The sequence below is a fragment of the Streptomyces sp. NPDC051452 genome (genome assembly GCF_044454765.1).
Classification (GTDB): domain Bacteria; phylum Actinomycetota; class Actinomycetes; order Streptomycetales; family Streptomycetaceae; genus Streptomyces.
Genome location: NZ_JBITEB010000023.1, coordinates 101480 through 121529, shown reverse-complemented (window position 1 = coordinate 121529; position 20050 = coordinate 101480). Strand labels below are relative to the sequence as shown.

13 protein-coding genes are annotated in these 20050 nt (G+C 73.0%); 3 read left to right on the top strand and 10 right to left on the bottom strand.

Features of this window, described 5'->3' with window-relative positions; all coding sequences use genetic code 11:
- The coding region (locus ACIBA9_RS35700) for a maltotransferase domain-containing protein (protein ID WP_399369609.1) at positions 1-744 on the bottom strand (744 nt) is incomplete at its 3' end.
- Positions 745-1069: 325 nt separating this feature from the next.
- Between ACIBA9_RS35700 and ACIBA9_RS35695 the strand changes: the two genes are divergently transcribed.
- On the top strand, positions 1070-3688 hold the full coding sequence (locus tag ACIBA9_RS35695; RefSeq protein ID WP_399369607.1) for a glycosyltransferase family 1 protein: 2619 nt from the start codon (positions 1070-1072) through the stop codon (positions 3686-3688).
- A gap of 36 nt (positions 3689-3724) precedes the next feature.
- Here ACIBA9_RS35695 and ACIBA9_RS35690 read toward each other — a convergent pair whose 3' ends face one another.
- From ACIBA9_RS35690 to ACIBA9_RS35650, 9 genes are all read right to left on the bottom strand, one after another.
- A complete protein-coding gene (locus ACIBA9_RS35690; RefSeq protein WP_362165745.1) occupies positions 3725-4246 on the bottom strand; it encodes a DUF1990 domain-containing protein in 522 nt (173 codons plus the stop codon).
- 81 nt (positions 4247-4327) lie between these two features.
- On the bottom strand, positions 4328-5989 hold the full coding sequence (locus ACIBA9_RS35685) for a M4 family metallopeptidase (RefSeq protein WP_399369605.1): 1662 nt from the start codon (positions 5987-5989) through the stop codon (positions 4328-4330).
- 249 nt (positions 5990-6238) lie between these two features.
- On the bottom strand, positions 6239-8275 hold the full coding sequence (locus ACIBA9_RS35680) for a M4 family metallopeptidase (protein ID WP_399369603.1): 2037 nt from the start codon (positions 8273-8275) through the stop codon (positions 6239-6241).
- Between the two features lie 630 nt (positions 8276-8905).
- Positions 8906-10669: an ABC transporter ATP-binding protein gene (locus ACIBA9_RS35675; protein ID WP_399369601.1), complete on the bottom strand. Its 1764-nt coding sequence runs from the start codon at positions 10667-10669 to the stop codon at positions 8906-8908.
- Positions 10666-12384: an ABC transporter ATP-binding protein gene (locus ACIBA9_RS35670; protein WP_399369599.1), complete on the bottom strand. Its 1719-nt coding sequence runs from the start codon at positions 12382-12384 to the stop codon at positions 10666-10668. Before ACIBA9_RS35670 ends, ACIBA9_RS35675 begins: the two co-directional genes overlap by 4 nt.
- A gap of 117 nt (positions 12385-12501) precedes the next feature.
- Positions 12502-13137, bottom strand: a complete 636-nt coding sequence (locus tag ACIBA9_RS35665) for a response regulator (RefSeq protein ID WP_393900973.1) — start codon at positions 13135-13137, stop codon at positions 12502-12504.
- A gap of 18 nt (positions 13138-13155) precedes the next feature.
- Positions 13156-14409 (bottom strand): sensor histidine kinase, encoded by a 1254-nt coding sequence (locus ACIBA9_RS35660; RefSeq protein WP_393901009.1) that lies wholly within the window; start codon positions 14407-14409, stop codon positions 13156-13158.
- Between the two features lie 124 nt (positions 14410-14533).
- Positions 14534-15268, bottom strand: a complete 735-nt coding sequence (locus tag ACIBA9_RS35655) for an ABC transporter permease (protein ID WP_399369596.1) — start codon at positions 15266-15268, stop codon at positions 14534-14536.
- Entirely contained in the window at positions 15265-16173 is a 909-nt protein-coding gene (locus ACIBA9_RS35650) for an ABC transporter ATP-binding protein (RefSeq protein ID WP_399369594.1), read from the bottom strand. Before ACIBA9_RS35650 ends, ACIBA9_RS35655 begins: the two co-directional genes overlap by 4 nt.
- Before the next feature lie 184 nt (positions 16174-16357).
- On the opposite strand from ACIBA9_RS35650, the gene ACIBA9_RS35645 reads away from it, so the two are divergent.
- Entirely contained in the window at positions 16358-18178 is a 1821-nt protein-coding gene (locus ACIBA9_RS35645; RefSeq protein WP_399369592.1) for an ABC transporter ATP-binding protein, read from the top strand.
- Complete coding sequence (locus ACIBA9_RS35640; protein WP_399369590.1) at positions 18175-20031, top strand: ABC transporter ATP-binding protein; 1857 nt, start codon at positions 18175-18177, stop codon at positions 20029-20031. The genes ACIBA9_RS35645 and ACIBA9_RS35640 overlap by 4 nt, the downstream gene beginning before the upstream one ends.
- The last annotated feature ends 19 nt before the right edge of the window (positions 20032-20050 follow it).

Below are 20050 nucleotides of genomic sequence, written 5' to 3'. Positions count from 1 at the left end.
CGGGAAGAACTCGTACCACGAGCCGTACAGCGCGCGTTCACGCTCCACCAGCAACGGCATCGCGTCGGAAGCCGTCACCAGCTCGCGCAGCGGATGACGGTCGAGGACCTCCGTCACCTCCGGGGCCAGCGCCGCCGCGAGGCGCCAGGCGGCCGGCCGGTTCTCGTCGCGCAGGGCCGCCACCGCGTCCAGCACGAGCGGCCGCCGCCCCTTCGGGACCCCGGCGGCCGCGCGCTCGTACAGCCGGGCACCCTCCTCCAGGACCAGGTCGGTGTCGATACCCGCGGGGATCTTGATCCGGGCGTGGTGCCGCCAGGTGGAGAGCGGGTCGGACCACGCCTCGACCGTGAAGGTCCAGCGGCCGGGCTCGCCCGGCGTGACGTGGACACCCCAGCGGTCGGTGCCCGGGGCGAGTTCGCGCATCGGCGTCCACGGGCCGGGCCGGCCCGCCGGGTCCCGCAGCACCACGTTCGCCGCGACGGCGTCGTGCCCCTCCCGGAACACGGTGGCCGACACCTCGAACGACTCGCCGGTCACCGCCTTGGCGGGCCGGCGCCCGTGCTGGACCACGGGGCGCACGTCGAGGACGGGGATCCGGCCGAGTGCGCCGGGGGTGTCCGGCGGGTTGGGCGGGGACGGGTCCGTGGTGGCGGGTTGCGCGGCTTTCCCGCCCGTTGCCCTCTTTCCTGCTGCCTTGGCCTTGCTGCTTGTCGGGGGTGCTGACGAGTGGTGCGTGGCGGGCATGACCGCTCCTGTCCGCGTCAACGTGGGTGTGGCGGATGGCTATGGGGAGGTGGGTCCTGCGGAGGTGCTGGAGTACGCCTGTGGGGTGTTGTACCGGAGGAGCCTTCCCACTCCGTTCGGGTGGGCAATCCGGCACTCTGTTAACTACTCGCGCGTACGTCCACCCACAAGACCGGCCTCTTCCTCCGGGTGCCCACCCGCACCGTGTTGACGCCCCGACACCCCGGGTACGTCCCCACCGACGCCCGGGTAACCACTACCGTCGAGGGTGACGACGAGACGTACAGCGCCGTGCGTCTCACCCCGCGACGCGTCGAGGTGGAATGTGAAGGCGATCCGTCGGTTCACCGTCCGTCCCGTTCTCCCCGCCCCGCTAAGGCCGCTGAGCGACCTGGCACGCAATCTGCGCTGGTCCTGGCACGCGGAAACGCGCGACCTGTTCCAGTCCGTCGACCCCGAGGCCTGGGCCGCCTCCTCGGGCGACCCGGTGCGGCTGCTGGGCACCGTGCGCCCCGCCCGGCTCGCCGAGCTGGCCGGGGACCGGCGGTTCCTGCGCCGGCTGACCGCCGTCGCCGACGATCTCGACGACTATCTGACCGGCGACCGCTGGTACCAGAACCAGACGGACGGCCTGCCCGCCGCCGTCGCCTACTTCTCCCCGGAGTTCGGCATCACGGCCGCGCTGCCCCAGTACTCGGGCGGTCTCGGCATCCTCGCCGGCGACCATCTGAAGGCGGCCAGCGATCTCGGCGTGCCGCTGATCGGGGTGGGTCTGCTGTACCGGCACGGGTACTTCCGGCAGAGCCTGTCGCGCGACGGCTGGCAGCAGGAGCACTATCCGGTGCTGGACCCCAACGAACTGCCGGTCACCCAGCTGAAGGACAGCGACGGCACCCCCTTGCGGGTGTCCCTCGCCCTGCCCGGTGGCAAGGCGCTGCACGCCCGGATCTGGCTGGCCCAGGTGGGCCGGGTGCCGCTGCTGATGCTCGACTCGGACGTGGAGGAGAACGACCTCGGTGAACGCGGCGTCACCGACCGGCTCTACGGCGGCGGCAGCGAGCACCGGCTGCTGCAGGAGATGCTGCTCGGCATAGGGGGTGTCCGGGCGGTGCGGACGTACTGCCGGCTCACCGGGCACCCGGAGCCGGAGGTGTTCCACACCAACGAGGGCCACGCGGGCTTCCTGGGGCTCGAACGCATCGCGGAACTCTGCGCGGACGGACTGGATTTCGACTCCGCGCTGGAGGCCGTGCGCGGCGGCACCGTGTTCACCACCCACACCCCGGTCCCGGCCGGCATCGACCGCTTCGACCGGGAACTGGTCGCCCGGCACTTCGGGACGGACGCCGAACTGCCGGGCATCGACGTGCGGCGGATCCTGGCACTGGGCATGGAGACCTACCCGGGCGGCGAGCCGAACCTGTTCAACATGGCCGTGATGGGGCTCCGGCTGGCCCAGCGGGCCAACGGGGTCTCGCTGCTGCACGGTCAGGTCAGCCGGGAGATGTTCGCCGGACTGTGGCCGGGATTCGACGCCGAGGAGGTGCCGATCACCTCCGTGACCAACGGGGTGCACGCGCCGACATGGGTGGCGCCGGAGGTGCTGCGGCTCGGCGCCCGGCAGATCGGCGCCCAGCGGACCGAGGACGCGCTGAGCGTCGGCGGCAGCGACCGCTGGGACGCGGTGGCGGACATCTCGGACCAGGAGGTCTGGGAGCTGCGCCGCACCCTGCGCGAACAGCTGGTGCTTGAGGTGCGCGAGCGGCTGCGTGCCTCCTGGCGGCAACGCGGGGCCGGTGACGCGGAGTTGGGCTGGATCGAGGGGGTCCTCGACCCGGACGTCCTGACCATCGGGTTCGCCCGGCGCGTGCCGTCGTACAAGCGGCTGACGCTGATGCTGCGGGACCGGGACCGGCTGATGGAGCTGCTGCTGCACCCGGAGCGGCCGGTGCAGATCGTCGTGGCGGGAAAGGCGCACCCGGCGGACGACGGCGGCAAGCGGCTGATCCAGGAGCTGGTGCGGTTCGCGGACGACCCGCGGGTGCGGCACCGGATCGTCTTCCTGCCGGACTACGGCATGGGAATGGCGCAGAAGCTCTACCCGGGCTGTGACGTGTGGCTGAACAACCCCCTGCGCCCGCTGGAGGCGTGCGGCACCTCCGGGATGAAGGCGGCGCTGAACGGCTGCCTCAACCTCTCGGTGCTGGACGGCTGGTGGGACGAGTGGTTCAGGCCGGACTTCGGCTGGGCCGTGCCGACCGCGGACGGTGCCGGCACCGACCCCGACCGGCGGGACGACATCGAGGCGGCGGCCCTGTACGACCTCATGGAGCAGCGGGTGACCCCGCGCTTCTACGAGCGCGGGCGCGGCGGGCTGCCGGACCGGTGGATCCAGATGGTCCGCCAGACCCTGACCCTGCTCGGTCCCAAGGTGCTGGCCGGGCGCATGGTCCGGGAGTACGTCGACCGGCTCTACGCCCCCGCCGCCGAGTCCCACCGCGCGCTGACCCCGGACACCGCCCGGGAGCTGGCCGCGTGGAAGGCCCGGGTGCGGGACGCCTGGCCGGCGGTGACGGTGGACCATGTGGAGACGACCGCGGCGACCGCGAGCGCGGAACTGGGCGCGACCGTGGGGCTGCGGGTCCGGGTGGGCCTCGGCGAGCTGGCGCCGGAGGACGTGGAGGTGCAGGCGGTCTCCGGACGGGTGGACGCGGAGGACCGCATCACGGACGCCACGATCGTCCCGCTGAAGCCGACCGGCGCCCCCGACCTGGAGGGCCGCCGGCTCTACGAGGGCCCGCTGTCCCTGGACCGCACCGGCCCCTACGGCTACACGGTGCGTATCCTGCCCGCCCACCGGCTGCTCGCCTCCGCTGCGGAACCGGGCCTGCTGGCGGTCCCGTCGCAGGAGGTGGGGGACGGGTCCGGCATGCTGCTGAGGTGATCGGGACGTCCTGACGGCGGGACGGTCCTTAGCGGGTCAGGCCTCGCCCAGTCCCTCGCACAGTCTCCGCAGGACCGTCCCGCAACGGCGGGCGTAGGCGTGCTGCAGGCCGCGGGTCGCCGGCCCGCCCGCGCGGGCGTACCACTTGGCCGCCTTGCTGAACGCGGCGACGGTGAGCCACACCGTGCCGTCGCCGGTGCGGTCGACCACGAAGGCCTCCTCGCCGCACTCGGGGTGGCCTTCCAGGGTGCCGTAGGCCCAGCCGGCGCGACGGCTCTCCTCCACCGTCCAGACGATGCGGCAGGGGGCCTTGACGAGGCCGGCCAGAGTGACGGTGACGTCGGTGCCGGGGGCCGCGCGGTCGGCCGCGGCGTCGATGCCCACGCCCAGCGCGCGGTGCATCTCCCAGGTGAGGACCGCTTCGGCGGCCCGCCGGAAGACCTCCTGCCCCTCGCCGAGGCGGGTGCGCACGCGCATCGGGTGGAAGCCGGGCGGGCAGAAGGCCGGGTCGTCGCGGGTCGCACCGACCGGCTCGTAGGTGAAGGGCGCCGAGGACATGGGTCACAAGGGTAGGGCGGCACCCCGGTGGCGTTACGCCGGGGTGCCGCCCTGTGGTCTGTCCGATGCGGACCGGACCGGCTAGTTGACGTTCACCGCCGACCAGGCCGCGGCCACCGCCTTGTACTCGGCGCTGGTGGAGCCGTACAGCGCGGACGCCGCCGACAGGGTGCCGGTGCGCGCCGACTTGTAGTTGGTCGTCGACGTGAAGTACGTCGTCAGCGCCTTGTACCAGATCTGCAGCGCCTTGTCCCGGCCGATGCCCGTGACCGTGGAGCCGTTGGACGTCGGGGAGTTGTACGACACGCCGTTGATCGTCTTCGCGCCGCTGCCCTCGGACAGCAGGTAGAAGAAGTGGTTGGCGACACCGGACGAGTAGTGGACGTCCAGGTTGCCCACACCGGAGGACCAGGAGTCCGCCGAGCCGCCGTCCTTGCTGGGCTTGTCCATGTAGCGCAGCGGGGTGCCGTCGCCGTTGATGTCGATCTTCTCGCCGATGAGGTAGTCGCCCTTGTCGGACGCGTTGTTGGCGTAGAACTCCACGCCGGTGCCGAAGATGTCGCTGGTCGCCTCGTTCAGGCCACCGGACTCGCCCGAGTAGTTCAGGCCGGCGGTGTTGGCGGTGACGCCGTGGCTCATCTCGTGACCGGCCACGTCCAGCGAGGTCAGCGGGTCGACGTTGCCGGAGCCGTCGCCGTAGGTCATGCAGAAGCAGCTGTCGTCCCAGAACGCGTTCACGTATGCGTTGCCGTAGTGGACGCGGGAGTACGCGCCGACGCCGTTGTTCTTGATGCCGTTGCGGCCGAAGGTGTTCTTGTAGAAGTCCCAGGTCTCGGCCGCGCCGTAGGCGGCGTCCGCGGCCGCGGTCTGGTCGGAGGAGGAGCTGGAGGCGGTGCCGGTGCCGAAGACGTTGCTCGAGCTGGCCACCAGGGTGCCCGTGCCGGACGTCCTGCGGGCCAGGTTGTAGGTCTTGTGGTTGCCCCGCGCGCTGTCGGTGAGCTGGTAGGTCGAGCCCGACTGCACGGTGTTGAGGCTGACCGTGCCGGAGTACAGCGTCTTGCCGGTGCCGGTCGCGTTCTCGATGCCCTGGTACTCGAAGAGCTTCTTGCCAGTGGCGGCGTCGGTGATGACGTGCAGCTGGTTGGGGGTGCCGTCGTCCTGGAGGCCGCCGACGACCGTCTCGTAGGCGAGGACGGGCTTGCCGGAGCCGGCCCAGATCACCTTGCGGGCGCCGTCGGCGGTGGACTTCGCCGAGCCGAGGGTTCTGGCGGCGGACACCGCCTGCTTCTCGGCCTTGGCGGCGGTGATCTGCGGCTTGAGGGAGGCCACCTTGATCGCGGACTTGGCCGCCTTGGTGACGCCCTCGGTCTTCCCGGACTTCGCGGTGTGGACGACCAGGTCGCCGCCGAGCACCGGCAGCCCGGCGTAGGTGCGCTCGTAGCGGGTGTGCACGGTGCCGTCGGCGTCCTTGACGACGTCCTTGACGACCAGCTTCTCCTTGGCACCGAGGCCTATGTGCCGTGCCGTCTCGGCGGCACCGGCCCGCGCCTTGTCGACCAGGGCGGTACGGGCAGCGGCGGACAGCGTGGTCGGGGCGGCCGCGAGGGGTTTCGCGGCGGCGGAGCCGGCCGGGGTCTGGGCGGAGGCACTCGTGGTCAGACCGGTGGAGAGCAGGGCTCCGGCGGCGACAGCGGTGGCGACGGCCAGGGTGGTGCGCTTGTGACGCGCGTAGAGGGGGCTCACGCAAGCTCCTTCGTGGGGGAGTCCGGACAGCGTGGGGTTGCTGGCCGGAGTGTGTGGCGTTGGGAAGCTGCTGTGCTGCTGCGGCGGGTGGAGAGAGAGTGACATCCAGGGCGCGTACATGTCAGGACCCTGAAGTGATGTTGGCCGAAAGCCGACTGTCCGATAAACATTGCGGCCACGTAAACCGCGGTCGCCCGGGGGGTCCGACCCCCCGGACGACCTTGTATTACCAGGGCTGTGGTGTGCGGTTTACGGGAACGTCAGCTTCCAGCCGTTGATCGTTCCGGTGTCGTACGTGGCCTGATCCTGCACCTTCAACTTCCACGTGCCGTTGGCCGGCTCGGCGGCGGCATTGACCGTGTAGGTCTCGTTCACGTTGTCCGCCGAGTCGGAGGAGCTGAAGTCCTTCAGCCGGTACGCGGTGCCCGACGGGCCGACGAGGTCGATCACCAGGTCGCCCCGCCAGGTGTGCGTGATGTCGACGGCCACCTGGAGGTTGCCTGGCGCGTTCCCGGTCCGGCCGGAGACGGTGATGCTGGAGGTGACCGCCGGACCGTTGTCCGGGACGGGGACCGGCGTGGTGTTCTCGTAGGAGGTGCCGCCGCCCCCGCCGCCACCGGAGCGCGTGCCGACCCCGACGCCCGCCCAGGCGTCCTGCACGGCCTTGTACTCGGCGCTCGTGGTGCCGTACAGCTCGCCGGCCGCCGCGAGGCTGCCGGTGCGGGCGCCCGCGTAGTTGGTGGTGGACGTCCACTTGGTGGTCAGCGCCCGGTACCAGATCTGCAGCGCCTTGTCCCGGCCGATGCCGGTGACCGGAAGGCCGTCCGCCGTCGGCGAGTTGTAGCTGACGCCGTTGATGACCTTGGCGCCGCTGCCCTCGCTCAGCAGGTAGAAGAAGTGGTTCGCGGGGCCCGACGAGTAGTGCACGTCGACGCCGCCGATCCCCGAGTACCAGCTGTCCTTGGACGAGCCGTCCTTGCTCGGCTTGTCCATGTAGCGCAGCGGGCTGCCGTTGCCGTTGATGTCGATCTTCTCGCCGATGAGGTAGTCGCCGACGTCGGTGGCGTTGTTGGCGTAGAACTCCACGCCGGTGCCGAAGATGTCGCTGGTCGCCTCGTTCAGGCCGCCGGACTCGCCCGAGTAGTTCAGGCCCGCGGTGTTGGAGGTGACGCCGTGGCTCATCTCGTGGCCGGCCACGTCGATGGCGGTCAGCGGCTTGGCGTTGCCGGAGCCGTCGCCGTAGGTCATGCAGAAGCAGCCGTCGTCCCAGAACGCGTTCACGTACGAGTTGCCGTAGTGGACGCGGCTGTAGGCCCCGACCCCGTTGTTCTTGATGCCGCTGCGCCCGAAGGTGTTCTTGTAGAAGTCCCAGGTGACCGCGGCGCCGTAGTGGGCGTCCGCGCCGGCGGTGGCGGCGTTGGAGTTGGTGCCGTTGCCCCAGGTGTCGTTGGTCTGCGAGAACAGCGTGCCGGTGCCCGAGGTGCCGTGGTTCAGGTTGTACGTCTTGTGACCGCCGCGCGCCCCGTCGGTGAGCGTGTAGTTCGAGCCCGACTGGGTCGTGGTCAGCGTGACCTGCCCGCTGTACTGCGTGTTGCCGACGCCGGTCTCGATGCCCTGGTACTCGAAGAGCTTCTTGCCGGTGGCGGCGTCGGTGATGACGTGCAGCTGGTTGGGGGTGCCGTCGTCCTGGAGGCCGCCGACGACCGTCTCGTAGGCGAGGACGGGCTTGCCGGAGCCCGCCCAGATCACCTTGCGCACCGACTCGGCCGCCGACTTGGTGCCGCCGAGGGCCCTGGCGCGCCCCACGGCCAGCTTCTCGGCGGCGGCCTTCGAGGCGGCCGGGGTGAGCGAGGGGACCTTCAGCGTGGCGTTCGTGGCCCTGATGACGTCCATGGTCTTGCCCGACCTGGACTCCACCACCAGGTCGCCGCCCAGCACCGGCAGACCGGCGTAGGTGCGCTCGTAGCGGGTGTGGACCGTGCCGTCGGCGTCCTTGACGACGTCCCGGACGACGAGTTTCTCCCGGGCGCCGAGGCCGATCGAGCGGGCGGTCGCCGTCTTCGCGGCGTCGGCGTCGCGTATCAGCTCGGCGCGCTGGGAGGGGCTGAGCCTGACGGCCACATGGGCCGGATTGGCCTTGCCGGCCTGCGGCTTCGCCGGTGCGGCGCTGGCCGCGCCCGACTGGACGGCGGCCGCGATCAGGGCGGCCGCGCCGACTAGGGCGACGGCGGCGGTACGGCGGTGCGGAGTGTGGGAGGTGCGTCCGCGAGAGGAAATGCTTCTCAACACTGACTCCTTCTGCGTGACCGCGCCACGCGCGGCCAGGGGAGACCGGACGGTGGGTTGAGACGTCCGGGCAGAACAGGGCGGTACGCGGAACCAGGTGCGGGTGCGAAACCGGCTCACGTGGAGCGTGCGGAGCTGTGGGGTCGCTGTGAGTCGGCCAGGGAAGAGTGACAGGGGATCGGCGTACCTGTCAGGACCGCGTCATGAACTTGGCCGGAATTGCGCCGTTGACCGGATAGTCGAGTTCGATATGCGGACGACGGCAGTGCCCGCGCTGCCCCGGGCCGTGCCGGCCAGGACGAGTCCGGACAGCGCGCCGCCGAGCCGGCTGCCACCCGCCGACAGCGCCCGGTACGGCACAGGTGACGGCGTACCCGGTGTCCCCTGGACCGGCCCTCGCCGCCCGCGCCTCCATCCGCCCCGGGGGACTCGCCGTCGCGGTCGGCGGGGCTGGTCTTCGCCGCCGAGCCGGTGGTCGTCGCGGCGGCCACGCCAGGGGGGGCGCGAAGACCCCGCGACGACTCTTCTGCTGTGGCCCTGCCTGGCTCCGGCGCCCCGCGCCCGCACCGGCGCCCGCCCGGGACCGACGGTGGGCGGCGCCCGGACGCCGTCCGGTGGCAGGCGGGGTGCTCAGTTCTCCGCGACCTCGCCGTGCCATGTGCGCCACAGGGCCGCGTACGCCCCGTCGGCCGTCACGAGGTCCTCGTGGGAGCCCAGTTCGGTGAGGCGGCCGTCCTCCATGACCGCCACCCGGTCCGCGTCGTGGGCGGTGTGCAGTCGGTGGGCGATGGCGATGACCGTGCGGCCCCGCAGGACCGCGGCCAGGGCCCGTTCGGCGTCCCGGGCGGTGGTGGGATCCAGCAGGGCCGTCGCCTCGTCCAGGATCAGCGTGTGCGGATCGGCCAGCACCACCCGGGCGAGAGCCAGTTGCTGGGCCTGGGAGCCGTCCGTCGCCCGGCCGCCCGGCCCGAGCCGGGTGCCGAGGCCGTCCGGCAGCGCGCGGACCCAGCCGTCGGCGCCCACCGCCGTGAGCGCGGCCCACAACTGGTCGTCCGTCGCCTCCGGTTCGGCGATCCGCAGGTTGTCGCGGACCGTGCCCAGGAAGACGTGGTGTTCCTGGGTGACCAGGACCACCTGACGGCGCAGCAGCTCCGGTCCCAGTTCGGCGACCGGTACCCCGCCCACCGTCACCGTGCCGGCGGTGGGCCGGTCGATGCCCGCCAGCAGCCTGCTGAGGGTCGTCTTGCCGGCACCGGAGGGACCCACCACCGCCAGCCGTTCCCCGGGCCGTACCGTCAGGTCCACTCCGCGCAGCACCTCACCGCCCCGCTCGTAGGCGTAACGCACCCCGCGCACCTCGATCCGGTCGTCCGCAGGCATCGCCGACGGGCTCCCGGCGTCCGAGCGCGGTGCCGCCGCCAGGCCCTCCACGCGCGCGAACGAGGCGCCGCTGCTCTGCAGTTGCTCCACCCGCATCAGGATCTGGTCCAGCGGCTCGGTGAACTGGCGCAGATACAGCGCCGCGGCCACCACCGCGCCGACCCCGACCGTGCCCCGCGCGTGCAGCCACCCGCCGACCAGCAGCACCCCCACCACGGGCACCGAGTACGTCACCTCGACCGCCGGGAAGAACACCGTCCGCAGGAACAGGGTGTGCAGGCGGGCCCGGCGGGACCTCTCCAGCGCCTCCCGGCCCGCCGCGATCCGCGGCCGCCGCAGCCGGAAGGCCTCGACCGTCCGCGCCCCCTCCGCCGTCGCCGCCACGATCTCCGCGACACGCGAGGTGGCCGCGCCCTCGGCGAGGTACCCGTCCCGGGCGCGCCGCAGGTACCAGCGCAGCGCCGGCCCGATCGGGGCCAGCCCGAGCAGCCCGAACGCGCCGAGCAGAGGGTCCAGCGCGAACACCGCGCCGAGCACGAACACCGCCTGCACGCCGTTGACCAGCAGATCCGGGCCGACATCCCGCAGCGTGGTCCCCACGGTCGCCACGTCCGCCGTGCCCCGCGCCGTCAGATCACCGGTGCCGGCCCGCTCCACCACGGAGGCGGGCAGCGCCAGTACCCGGTCGACGTACTCCTCCCGCACCCGGGCCAGCGTCCGCTCGCCGAACCGGTGCCCCACGTACCGCGCCCAGCGCGCCAGCAGCAACTGCGCCAGCGAGGCGAGCAGGATCCACAGGGCCAGCCGGTCCACCGCCGCGACCCCCCGCCCGGCCCGCACCGCGTCGACGATCCGCCCGACCAGCCACGGTCCGACGAGCCCCGCCCCGGCCGCCAGCGCGTTCAGCGCCAGCGCGGCGCCGAACGCCCGCCCGTCGCTCCGCACCAGCCGGGCACCGGCGCGCCGCACCCCGGCCCGGTCGGCGACCGGCAGCAGACTCCCCTCGGTCGTCATCGCACGGCCTCCCCGGCGGTGTCGTCGGCGTCGCGGGCCACCAGTGCCCGGTAGGCGGGCTCGGTCGCCAGCAGGCGGCGGTGCGGGCCGTGCGCGGCCACCTTGCCGTCGATCAGGAACCACACGACATCCGCCCGGTCGAGCACCAGCGGCGAGGCGGTCGCCAGCACGGTCGTACGGCCCTGCCGCGCCTCCCGCAGCCGCTCGGCGACCGTCGACTCCGTGTGCGCGTCCAGCGCCGAGGTCGGCTCGACGGCGAGCAGCACCTCGGGGTCGGCCAGCAGGGCCCGCGCCAGCCGGATCCGCTGCCGCTGTCCGCCGGACAGGCTGCGGCCCTGCCCGGCGACGGCCGAGTCCAGCCCGTCCGGCAGCCCGCGCACGACGTCCTCGGCGGCGGCCGCGTACACCGCGCGGCGCAGCGCGGCCTCGTCGGCCGGGCGGTCGGCGGCCACCACCTCGCGCAGCGGCCCGGCGAACAGGTCCGCCTCGTTGTCCGCGACCAGCACCCGCGCCCGTACGGCGTCCAGCGGCACCGCGTCCAGCCGTACCCCGCCCCAGGTCACCTCGGTCGGCCCGTACCGGCCCAGCCGGTCGACCACCGCGACGGCCTCGGCGGGCCGGGCGGCGACCAGCGCGGTCAGTCGTCCCGGCGCCACCCGCACCCCCGACGCCGGGTCGTACAGCTCGGCCGGCCCGTCCGGTGCGGGCTCGGTGCCCTCGTCCGGTTCCGGCTCCAGGCACAGCAGCCGTACCACCCGGCGCGCGGCCACCACGCCACGGTTCAGGTCGTAGGCCATCAGCACGAAGAACGCCACCGGCCCGATCAGCACCGCGACATAGCCGTACACCGACACCAGCTCGCCGACGCTGATCCGCCCCTGGGCCGCCAGCCGTGCCGCGAGCCAGGTCACCACCGCCAGGAACAGGGTGGGCAGGCCCACGCCGAGCGCCTGCACCCAGCTGGCCGCCGCGCCCACCCGGTAGCCCTGCTCCCGCAGCCGGCGCGAGTCCTCGCGGAAGGCGTCCGCGAACAGCCCCTTGCCGCCGAGTCCGCCCAGGACCCGCAGCCCGCCCGCCAGATCACCGATCCGCGCCGTGAGCACCCCCTGCCGTTCCCGGTACTCGCTCTCGGCGCCCTGCAGACGCAGCGTCAGCGGCCCGGTCAGCAGCGCGATCACCGGCATGCCCAGCAGCACCACCGCGGCCAGCGGCGCCGAGACCGACAGCAGGACCCCGGCCACGACCAGATAGACCACGATCGAGCCCACGCCGGGCCCGACCACGGTGAGTGCCTGGGCGAGGGTCTGCACGTCGCCGACCCCGATCGTCATCACCTCACCGGCCTGCGCCCGGCGCGACAGCGCGGCCCCGAGGCGCACCACGTGCCCCACGACCACCTTGACCGTGCGGAAGTGGGCGTCCATCCGGACCCGGGTCATCGTGCGGTGCCGCATGATGCTCAGCCAGGCGTTCGCCGACCCGGCCACGAACATCGCCACGCTCCACCACGCGAGCACCCCGAACCGCCCCGGCACCAGCCCCTCGTCCACCGCCCGCGCCAGCATGTACGGCTGTGCGGCCAGCAGCACCATCCACACGCTGGCCAGCAGCGCCCCGAGCAGGGACCGTCCCGGCTGGCGGACCACCAGCCACCACAGGTAGTGCCACCCGCCACGGGTGTCGGGCCTGCCCGGGTCCGCATAGGCGTCGATCATCCGTCCCCCGCTCCGCTCGGCCCCGTCGGCGGTGCGGTCCGACGGCGAACGTCGAACCTATCGAGGCGCGGACGGGGGTTCCATGCAATAACGGCCGGTCGAGGGGGCGCGGGGCAACTAGCCGAGGATCTTCCGGTCGTAGGCCACCGCCACCGCCGCCGCCCGGTCCTTGACGCCCAACTTGGCGTACAGGTGGGTCAGATGGGTCTTCACCGTGGCCTCGCTGATGAACAGCTCGCGGGCGATCTCGCGGTTGGAGGTGCCCTTGGCCACCAGTGCCAGCACCTCGCGCTCCCGCGCGGACAGGGGCTCCTTGCCGGGGGCGCGGACGGCGTGGACCAGCCGGGAGGCGACGGCCGGGGAGAGCACCGTACGGCCCTCGGCGGCGGCCCGCACGGCGGTGAACAGCTCGTCGCGCGGGGCGTCCTTCAGGAGGTAGCCGGTCGCGCCCGCCTCGATCGCCGGGAGGGTGTCGGAGTCGGTGTCGTACGTGGTGAGGACGAGGACCTTCGCGCGGGCGCCGCGCCGGGACAGCTCACGGATGGCGTCCACCCCGGAACCGCCGGGCATGCGCAGGTCCATCAGGATCACGTCCGGGTCGAGGCCGGCCGCCCTTTCGACCGCCTCCACACCGTCCGCCGCCTCCCCGAGCACCCGGAAGCCGGGCGCCGACTCGAACATGCCGCGCAGACCGTCGCGGACCACCGGATGGTCGTCGACGATCAGCAGGGAGATGGCGGGATCGGCGGTCATGCGCGCACCACGGCGGTCTCAGCGTTCATCGCGCACCAACGGTACGCGAACCGACACCGCCGTACCGTGCCCCGGTTCGGACTCCACGCTGAGCGCGCCCGCGATCCGTTCGGCGCGGGCCCGCATGCCGTCCAGGCCGAAGCCGCCGGTCCGGGTGCGCGCCCGCGCGGCGGCCGGGTCGAAACCGGTGCCGTCGTCGCGGACGTCCAGGGTGACCTCGTCGCCCATGAAGGACAGGGTCACCCCGACCCGGGTCGCCCGGGCGTGCCGAAACGCGTTGGACAGCGCCTCCTGGGCGACCCGCAGCAAGGTCGCCGAGACCTCGTCGTGCAGCTGCTCGGCGGTGCCGGTGACCGTGAAGCCTGCCCGGACCCCGGTGCGTTCGCCCCACTCGCCGACCGTCTTCTGCAGCGCCTCGGGCAGTCCGTCGACGGCGAGCGCGACCGGGGCCAGATTGTGCACCGAGCGGCGGGCCTCGCCCAGGCTGTCGCGGGCGAGGTTCGAGGCGCGCTCCAGGTGGGTGCGGGCCGTGTCCAGGTCCGGGGCGTTGGCGACGACCTGGAGCTGGGCGATGATGCCGGTCAGGCCCTGTGCGATGGTGTCGTGGATCTCCGCGGCCAGCCGGCGCCGTTCGTCCGCCACCCCCGCCTCCCGGGCCTGGATGAGGAGCTGGGAGTGCAGGGCCGCGTTCTCGTCCAGCGCCTGCTGCAACGCGGTGTTCGTGCGCTCCAGTTCGGCGATCGTCTCGTCCTGGGTGCGGGCGCGGGCCTCCTCCAGCCCGGCGAGGTGCGCGAAGAGCACCAGCAGCATGACGTTGACGCAGAGGATCGCGCCGAACACCACCCAGCCCATCCCGCCGTGCGGCGGCAGCCCGCCCGACTGGGAGCCGGCCACCGTGACGGCGGTGCCGAACAGACCGGCCTTGCGCACCCGCCGAGGCAGCAGCCGGTCGGCGCCGAAGTAGCCGATGACGGCGTAGAAGGCGAACAGCGGGTTGAGCCAGGTCAGGACGAAGGCGATGGCCCAGCGGGCGCCGTAGTAGCAGGCGCTCGCGGCACCGGGGGCGGGCCGGCTGCGCGACACCCGGCCCCACACCAGCTCCACGGCGACGGCGGCGGCGACGAGGGCACCGGCGGTGCGCTTCTCGCCGGCCGTCATCCCGATCGCGTCGGCCACGGCGGCCGCGACCAGCGTGCCCACCAGCAGCAGGCCGTACGGCCCCCAGCGGTGGAACGCGGCCCACCGCCGCTCCACGACCTCCATGCCCGGCATGACCCCAGTCTCCACGACCCCGCTCCTCCTCACGCACCCCGGCCCGCACGCACCGCACCCCGGCCCTCACTCGCACCGGCTCTCACTCCCTGTGGTCCGCACTCGTCCCGGCGCCGAAGCCGGGTCATTCCCAGCGGAACCAGCGGGCCGCGCCGGCCGTCAGCAGGGCCGCCCACAGCGCGAGCACGCCCAGGTGGTCCCAGCCGGGCCAGTGGCCCGCTGCAGCCTCGCCCAGGGCGCGCGCCGCCGCGCCGAACGGGGTGAGACCGACCACGCGAGCCAGCGTGTGCGGCATGGCCTGCACCGGCAGCCACACACCCGCGCAGAACATCATCGGGAAGAACACCGCCGAGCCGATCGCCCCCGCGATCTTCGTGGTCCGGGACAGCGCCGAGACCACCGAACCCAGCGCCAGGGCCGCGGCGGCCGCGAGGAGGAGGGCCAGCAGATAGCCCGCCGGCTGCCCGGGCAGCCCTACGCCGAAGCCGACGCGACCGACCGTCACCACGAGCAGGGCCGAGGCCAGCGCGACCACTCCCTGCACCGTCATCTGCGCGGACAGCAGCGCGGCGGGCCGTACGGGAGTGACGGACATCCGGCGCAGGACACCACGCTCCCGGTAGCCGGTCAGGGTCTGCGGCAGCGCCTGCACCCCCGACATGATCAGGGCGATCAGCACGGCCACCGGGACGTAGGCCTCGACCGGCCGCAGCCCGCCCATCGAGGTGTCGGCCTCCCGGAAGGACGGGATGGAGCCGAGGACCACCAGCAGCAGCGTGGGGAACAGGAAGATCCAGAAGACGGCCGCGGGCTCCCGGCGGAACAGGCGGAACTCGGTGCGCAGGACGGCGGTGTTCATGCCGCGGCCTCCTCGGTCAGGTCCAGGAACGCGTCGTCGAGCGTGGCGTCCAGCACGCGCAGCTGATGGGCGGTGACATGGTGGCGGGCGAGCAGGGTGATGACCGCGTTCACGGTCTCGTCGGTGCCGGAGAGGGTGATCCGGCCGTCCCGCCGCTCGATCGAGGCCAGGCCGGGCAGCGCGGACAGTTCACGCTCGTCCAGCGGGGCGGAGGGCGTGAAGCCGATGACGGTCGCGCCCGCCGAGCGGCGGATCAGCCCGGAAGGGGTGTCCAGCGCGGCCACCCGCCCCCGGTCGATCACCGCGACGCGGTCGCACAGCCGCTGGGCCTCCTCCATGAAGTGGGTGACGAGCAGCACGGTCACCCCGCTCGCCCGGACGTCCTCGATGAGCTGCCAGGTGTCCCGGCGGGCGCGGGGGTCGAGGCCGGTGGTCAGCTCGTCCAGCACCACGACACGCGGGCCGCCGACGAGGGCCAGCGCGATGAACAGCCGCTGCCGCTGCCCACCCGACAGCTTGGCGAACCTGGTGTCCAGCTTCGGCGTCAGACCCAGGCGTTCGGCGAGGGTCCGCCAGTCGGCGGGACGCGGGTAGAGCGCGGCGTACAGCTCCAGCGCCTCACGCACGGTCAGCTTGGCCTGCAACTCGCTCTGCTGGAGCTGGGCGCCGAGGACCTTCGCGACCCGCTCGTGGTCGGCGACGGGGTCGAGCCCGGTGACCCGGACCCGGCCGGCGTCGGGGACCCGCAGCCCTCCGACGCACTCGACGGTGGTGGTCTTGCCGGCGCCGTTCGGGCCGAGGATCCCGAAGATCTCGCCCTCCTCGACGGCGAAGGACACACCGTCGACGACGGCCCGGCCGCCGTAGGTCTTGCGTAGATCGGTGACTTCGATGACGGATGGCATGCGTCGAGGATCCCGGGAGCGCGGGTCCCCGCACATCGGCCGGCCCGCTCGGAACGGCATCGGCCGATCGGTTGACACCGGCCTACGACCCCGCGAAAGCCGCAGGTCGTAGGTCCGACGTCGGAGCCGTGCCGGGCCGAAACTCGCTGGGCGATGTCCGTGCGGGTCCGTAGGCTCGCCCTTGATGTCCACGACACCTGCCACCCCCGAGGACCGCTCAGCCGTGCGCACCCTGCTGCGGCTGTGGCCGTTCGTCCGCCCCGTCCGGGTCCGGCTGTCCCTCGCCGCGGTCGTCGCGGTCGTCGCGTCCTGTACCGGGCTGGTGATCCCGCTCGTCCTGAAGTGGATGGTCGACGGCCCCGTCGCCGACCGGGATCCGGCGGGCGTCTGGCTCGGCGCGCTGTACCTGCTCCTGCTCGGGATCGCCGAGGCGATCCTGTTCGGCATAAGGCGCTGGCTCGTGGCCCGGCCGCTGTCGCGGGTCGAGGCGGACATGCGGGCTGCCCTGTACAGCCGTCTGCAGCGGCTGCCCATGGCCTTCCACGACCGCTGGGCGTCCGGTCAACTGCTGTCCCGGGGCACGACCGACCTGATGCTGCTGCGCCAGTTCCTCGCCTTCCCGCTGACGTTCCTGCTGGTCAACGTGGTGACCATCGTCGTCGGTGTGGTGATCATGCTGGTGCAGGACTGGGTGCTGGGCCTGGTCGTCCTCGTGCCGGCCATCCCGGTGCTGTGGACGTGTGTGGTCTTCGAGCGGCGGTACGCGCACGTGGCGCGGCGGGCGCAGGACCAGATCGGCGACCTGGCGACGGTCGTCGAGGAGAGCGTGCTCGGCATCCGCGTCATCAAGGGCTTCGGCCGCCACCGCAGCCAGGCGCTGGCCTTCCGTGAGCTGTCGGGAGCGCTGCGCGGCACCGAGCTGCGCAAGGCGCGGCTGCTGGCCACCATCTGGAGCGTCATCGTGACGCTGCCCGAGCTGGCGATCGGCGCGGCGCTGGTGGTGGGGGCCGTCCGGGTGGCCGACGGACCCCTGACGGCGGGCACGCTGGTCGCCTTCCTCAGCACCGCGCTCGCGCTGCGGTGGCCGGTCGACTCGATCGGATTCCTGCTGGCGATGAGCCAGGAGGCGGCGACGGCCACGGAACGCTACTTCGAGGTGATGGACCAACAACCGGAGGACGCCCAGGCCACGAAGGCCCATGCCTCGGCCACGGCACCGGGCACGGACACCGGTACGGGCGCCCGCACCGCCGACACCGGCGCCGGGCTCCGTTTCGAAGGGGTCCGATTCCGTTACCCCGACGCGCCCCCGGACTCCCCGCCCCTCCTCAACCACATCGATCTCCACATCCGCCCCGGAGAGTCCCTGGCCCTGGTGGGTGCCACCGGCAGCGGCAAGACGACGCTGACCGCGCTGGTCCCGCGGCTGCACGAGGTCACCTCCGGCCGCGTCACCCTGGACGGCGTGGACATCACGTCGATGCCCCGCGCCGAACTCCGCGCGAAGGTCGCCATGGCCTTCGAGGAACCCACGCTCTTCTCGGCCTCCGTCGGCGAGAACGTCCTCATGGGAGCCCCGGACGGCACCGCAAAGGCGGACCTCGACCGCGCCCTGGCCGTGGCGCAGGCCGAGTTCGCGCACGCGCTCCCGCAGGGCACCGACACCCGCGTCGGCGAGCAGGGCCTCAGCCTCTCCGGGGGTCAGCGCCAACGCCTCGCCCTGGCCCGCGCGGTGGTCGGCCGGCCGCGGTTCCTGGTGCTGGACGACCCGCTGTCCGCGCTGGACGTGCACACCGAGGCCGCCGTCGAGGCGGCGCTGCGCCGGGTCCTCGCCGACACCACCGCCCTGATCGTGGCCCACCGCCCGTCCACGGTGCTCCTCGCCGACCGGGTCGCCCTGCTGTCCGGCGGCCGGATCGCCGCCGTCGGCACCCACCACGAACTGCTGCGCGAGAACGCCGAGTACGCCCATCTGATGTCCGGGGACCAGGAGGAATCCCGTTGACCACCACGACCGCCTCCACCCCCACGGCCGAGGACGACGAACACGTCCGCCCGCCCGACGACGGCGACCCCTTCGACCGGGACGTCCTGCCCACCCCGCCCGGCGCCACCGCCGCCCTGCTGCGCTCGCTGCTCGCCCCCCTCAAGGGCCGCGCCGTGTTCACCGCACTGCTGCTGCTGTTGCAGCAGGCGGCCGTGCAGGCGGGCCCGCTGCTGGTGGCGTACGCCATCGACCGGGCGGTGCCGGCCTTCCGGGACCACCGGCACGGCCCGCTGATCGCGGTCGCCGTCGGCTATCTGCTGTGCGCCCTCGCCTCCGGCGGGCTGCAGTTCGCGTTCATCGAGACCACCGCCCGGGTCAGCCAGGACGTACTGCTGGACCTGCGCGGCCGGATCTTCCGGCACGCGCAGGCGCTCAGCGTCGACTTCCACGAGCGGTACACCTCCGGCCGGCTGATCTCCCGCTCCACCACGGACGTCGAGTCGCTGCGGGAGCTGCTGGAGGAGGGGCTCCAGGAGCTGGTGACCGTCGTGCTGTCCTTCGTCTACATCTCGGCCCTGCTGCTCTGGCTGGACCTCTCCCTCGGCGCGGTCGCGGTGGCCTCCTTCGTGCCGCTGTACCTGCTGGTCCGGCGCTACCAGCGGCGCGCCGGGCGGGTGTTCCGGGCGCGGTCCACGGCGATCGCCGCGGTGATCGTGAAGTTCGTGGAGACGATGAACGGCATCCGCCCGGTGCGTGCCTTCCGCCGGGAGGCGGCCAACGAGTGCGAGTTCGCCGTCCTCAACCAGCGGCACGAACGCACCAACGGAGACGCGCTGCTGGAGATGGCCCGCTATGTGGTGGGTTCCCGGCTGGTCGCCAACGCGGCGGTCGCCGGGATCGTGCTGTGGGGCGCCTGGCGGGTGGCGTCGGGCGCGCTGGAACTGGGCGTCCTCGCGGCGGCGGTGCTGTACCTGCGCCGGCTGTACGACCCCATCGACCGGCTCGGCATGTTCCTGAACTCCTACCAGTCGGCCGCCGCGTCCCTGGAGAAGATCGCCGGGCTGCTGGCGCAGACCCCGTCCGTGCCCGAGCCGGCCGCCCCTCGCGCGCTGCCGCCCGCGAAGGACGGGTTCCCGGGCCGTGAGGTGGTCTTCGACGGCGTTGGCTTCGCCTACCGTACGGGCGGTGAGGTGCTGCCCCGCTTCGACCTGACCCTGTCGGCCGGTCGGACCGTCGCCGTCGTCGGCACCACCGGAGCGGGCAAGTCCACCCTGGCCAAGCTGCTCGCCCGGTTCTACGACCCCTCCGCCGGCCGGGTGCTGCTGGACGGGGTCGATCTGCGCGACCTGCCGGTGGCCGAACTGCGGCGCGGGGTGGTGATGGTGACCCAGGAGGCGTTCCTCTTCTCCGGCACGGTCGCCGACAACATCGCCCTCGGCCGGCCCGACGCCACCCGGGAGGAGATCGAGCGGGCCGCGAAGGCGATCGGCGCGCACGAGTTCGTCAGCGCGCTGCCCGACGGCTACGACACCGACGTCCGCAAGCGAGGCGGCCGCATTTCGGCTGGTCAGCGCCAACTGGTCGCGTTCGCCCGGGCGTTGCTCGCCGACCCGGCGGTGCTGATCCTGGACGAGGCGACCAGTTCCCTGGACATCCCCGGTGAACGGGCCGTGCAGCGGGCGATGGCGACGGTGCTGCGGGGCCGTACGGCCGTCGTCATCGCGCACCGGCTGTCCACCGTGGAGGTCGCGGACCGCGTGCTCGTGATGGAGCACGGCCGGATCGTCGAGGACGGCCCCCCGTCCGAACTCATCGCCGGCACGGGCAGGTTCGCCGGCCTCCACAAGGCCTGGCGGGACAGCCTGGCGTAGTCTCCCGCACGGCCCTCGG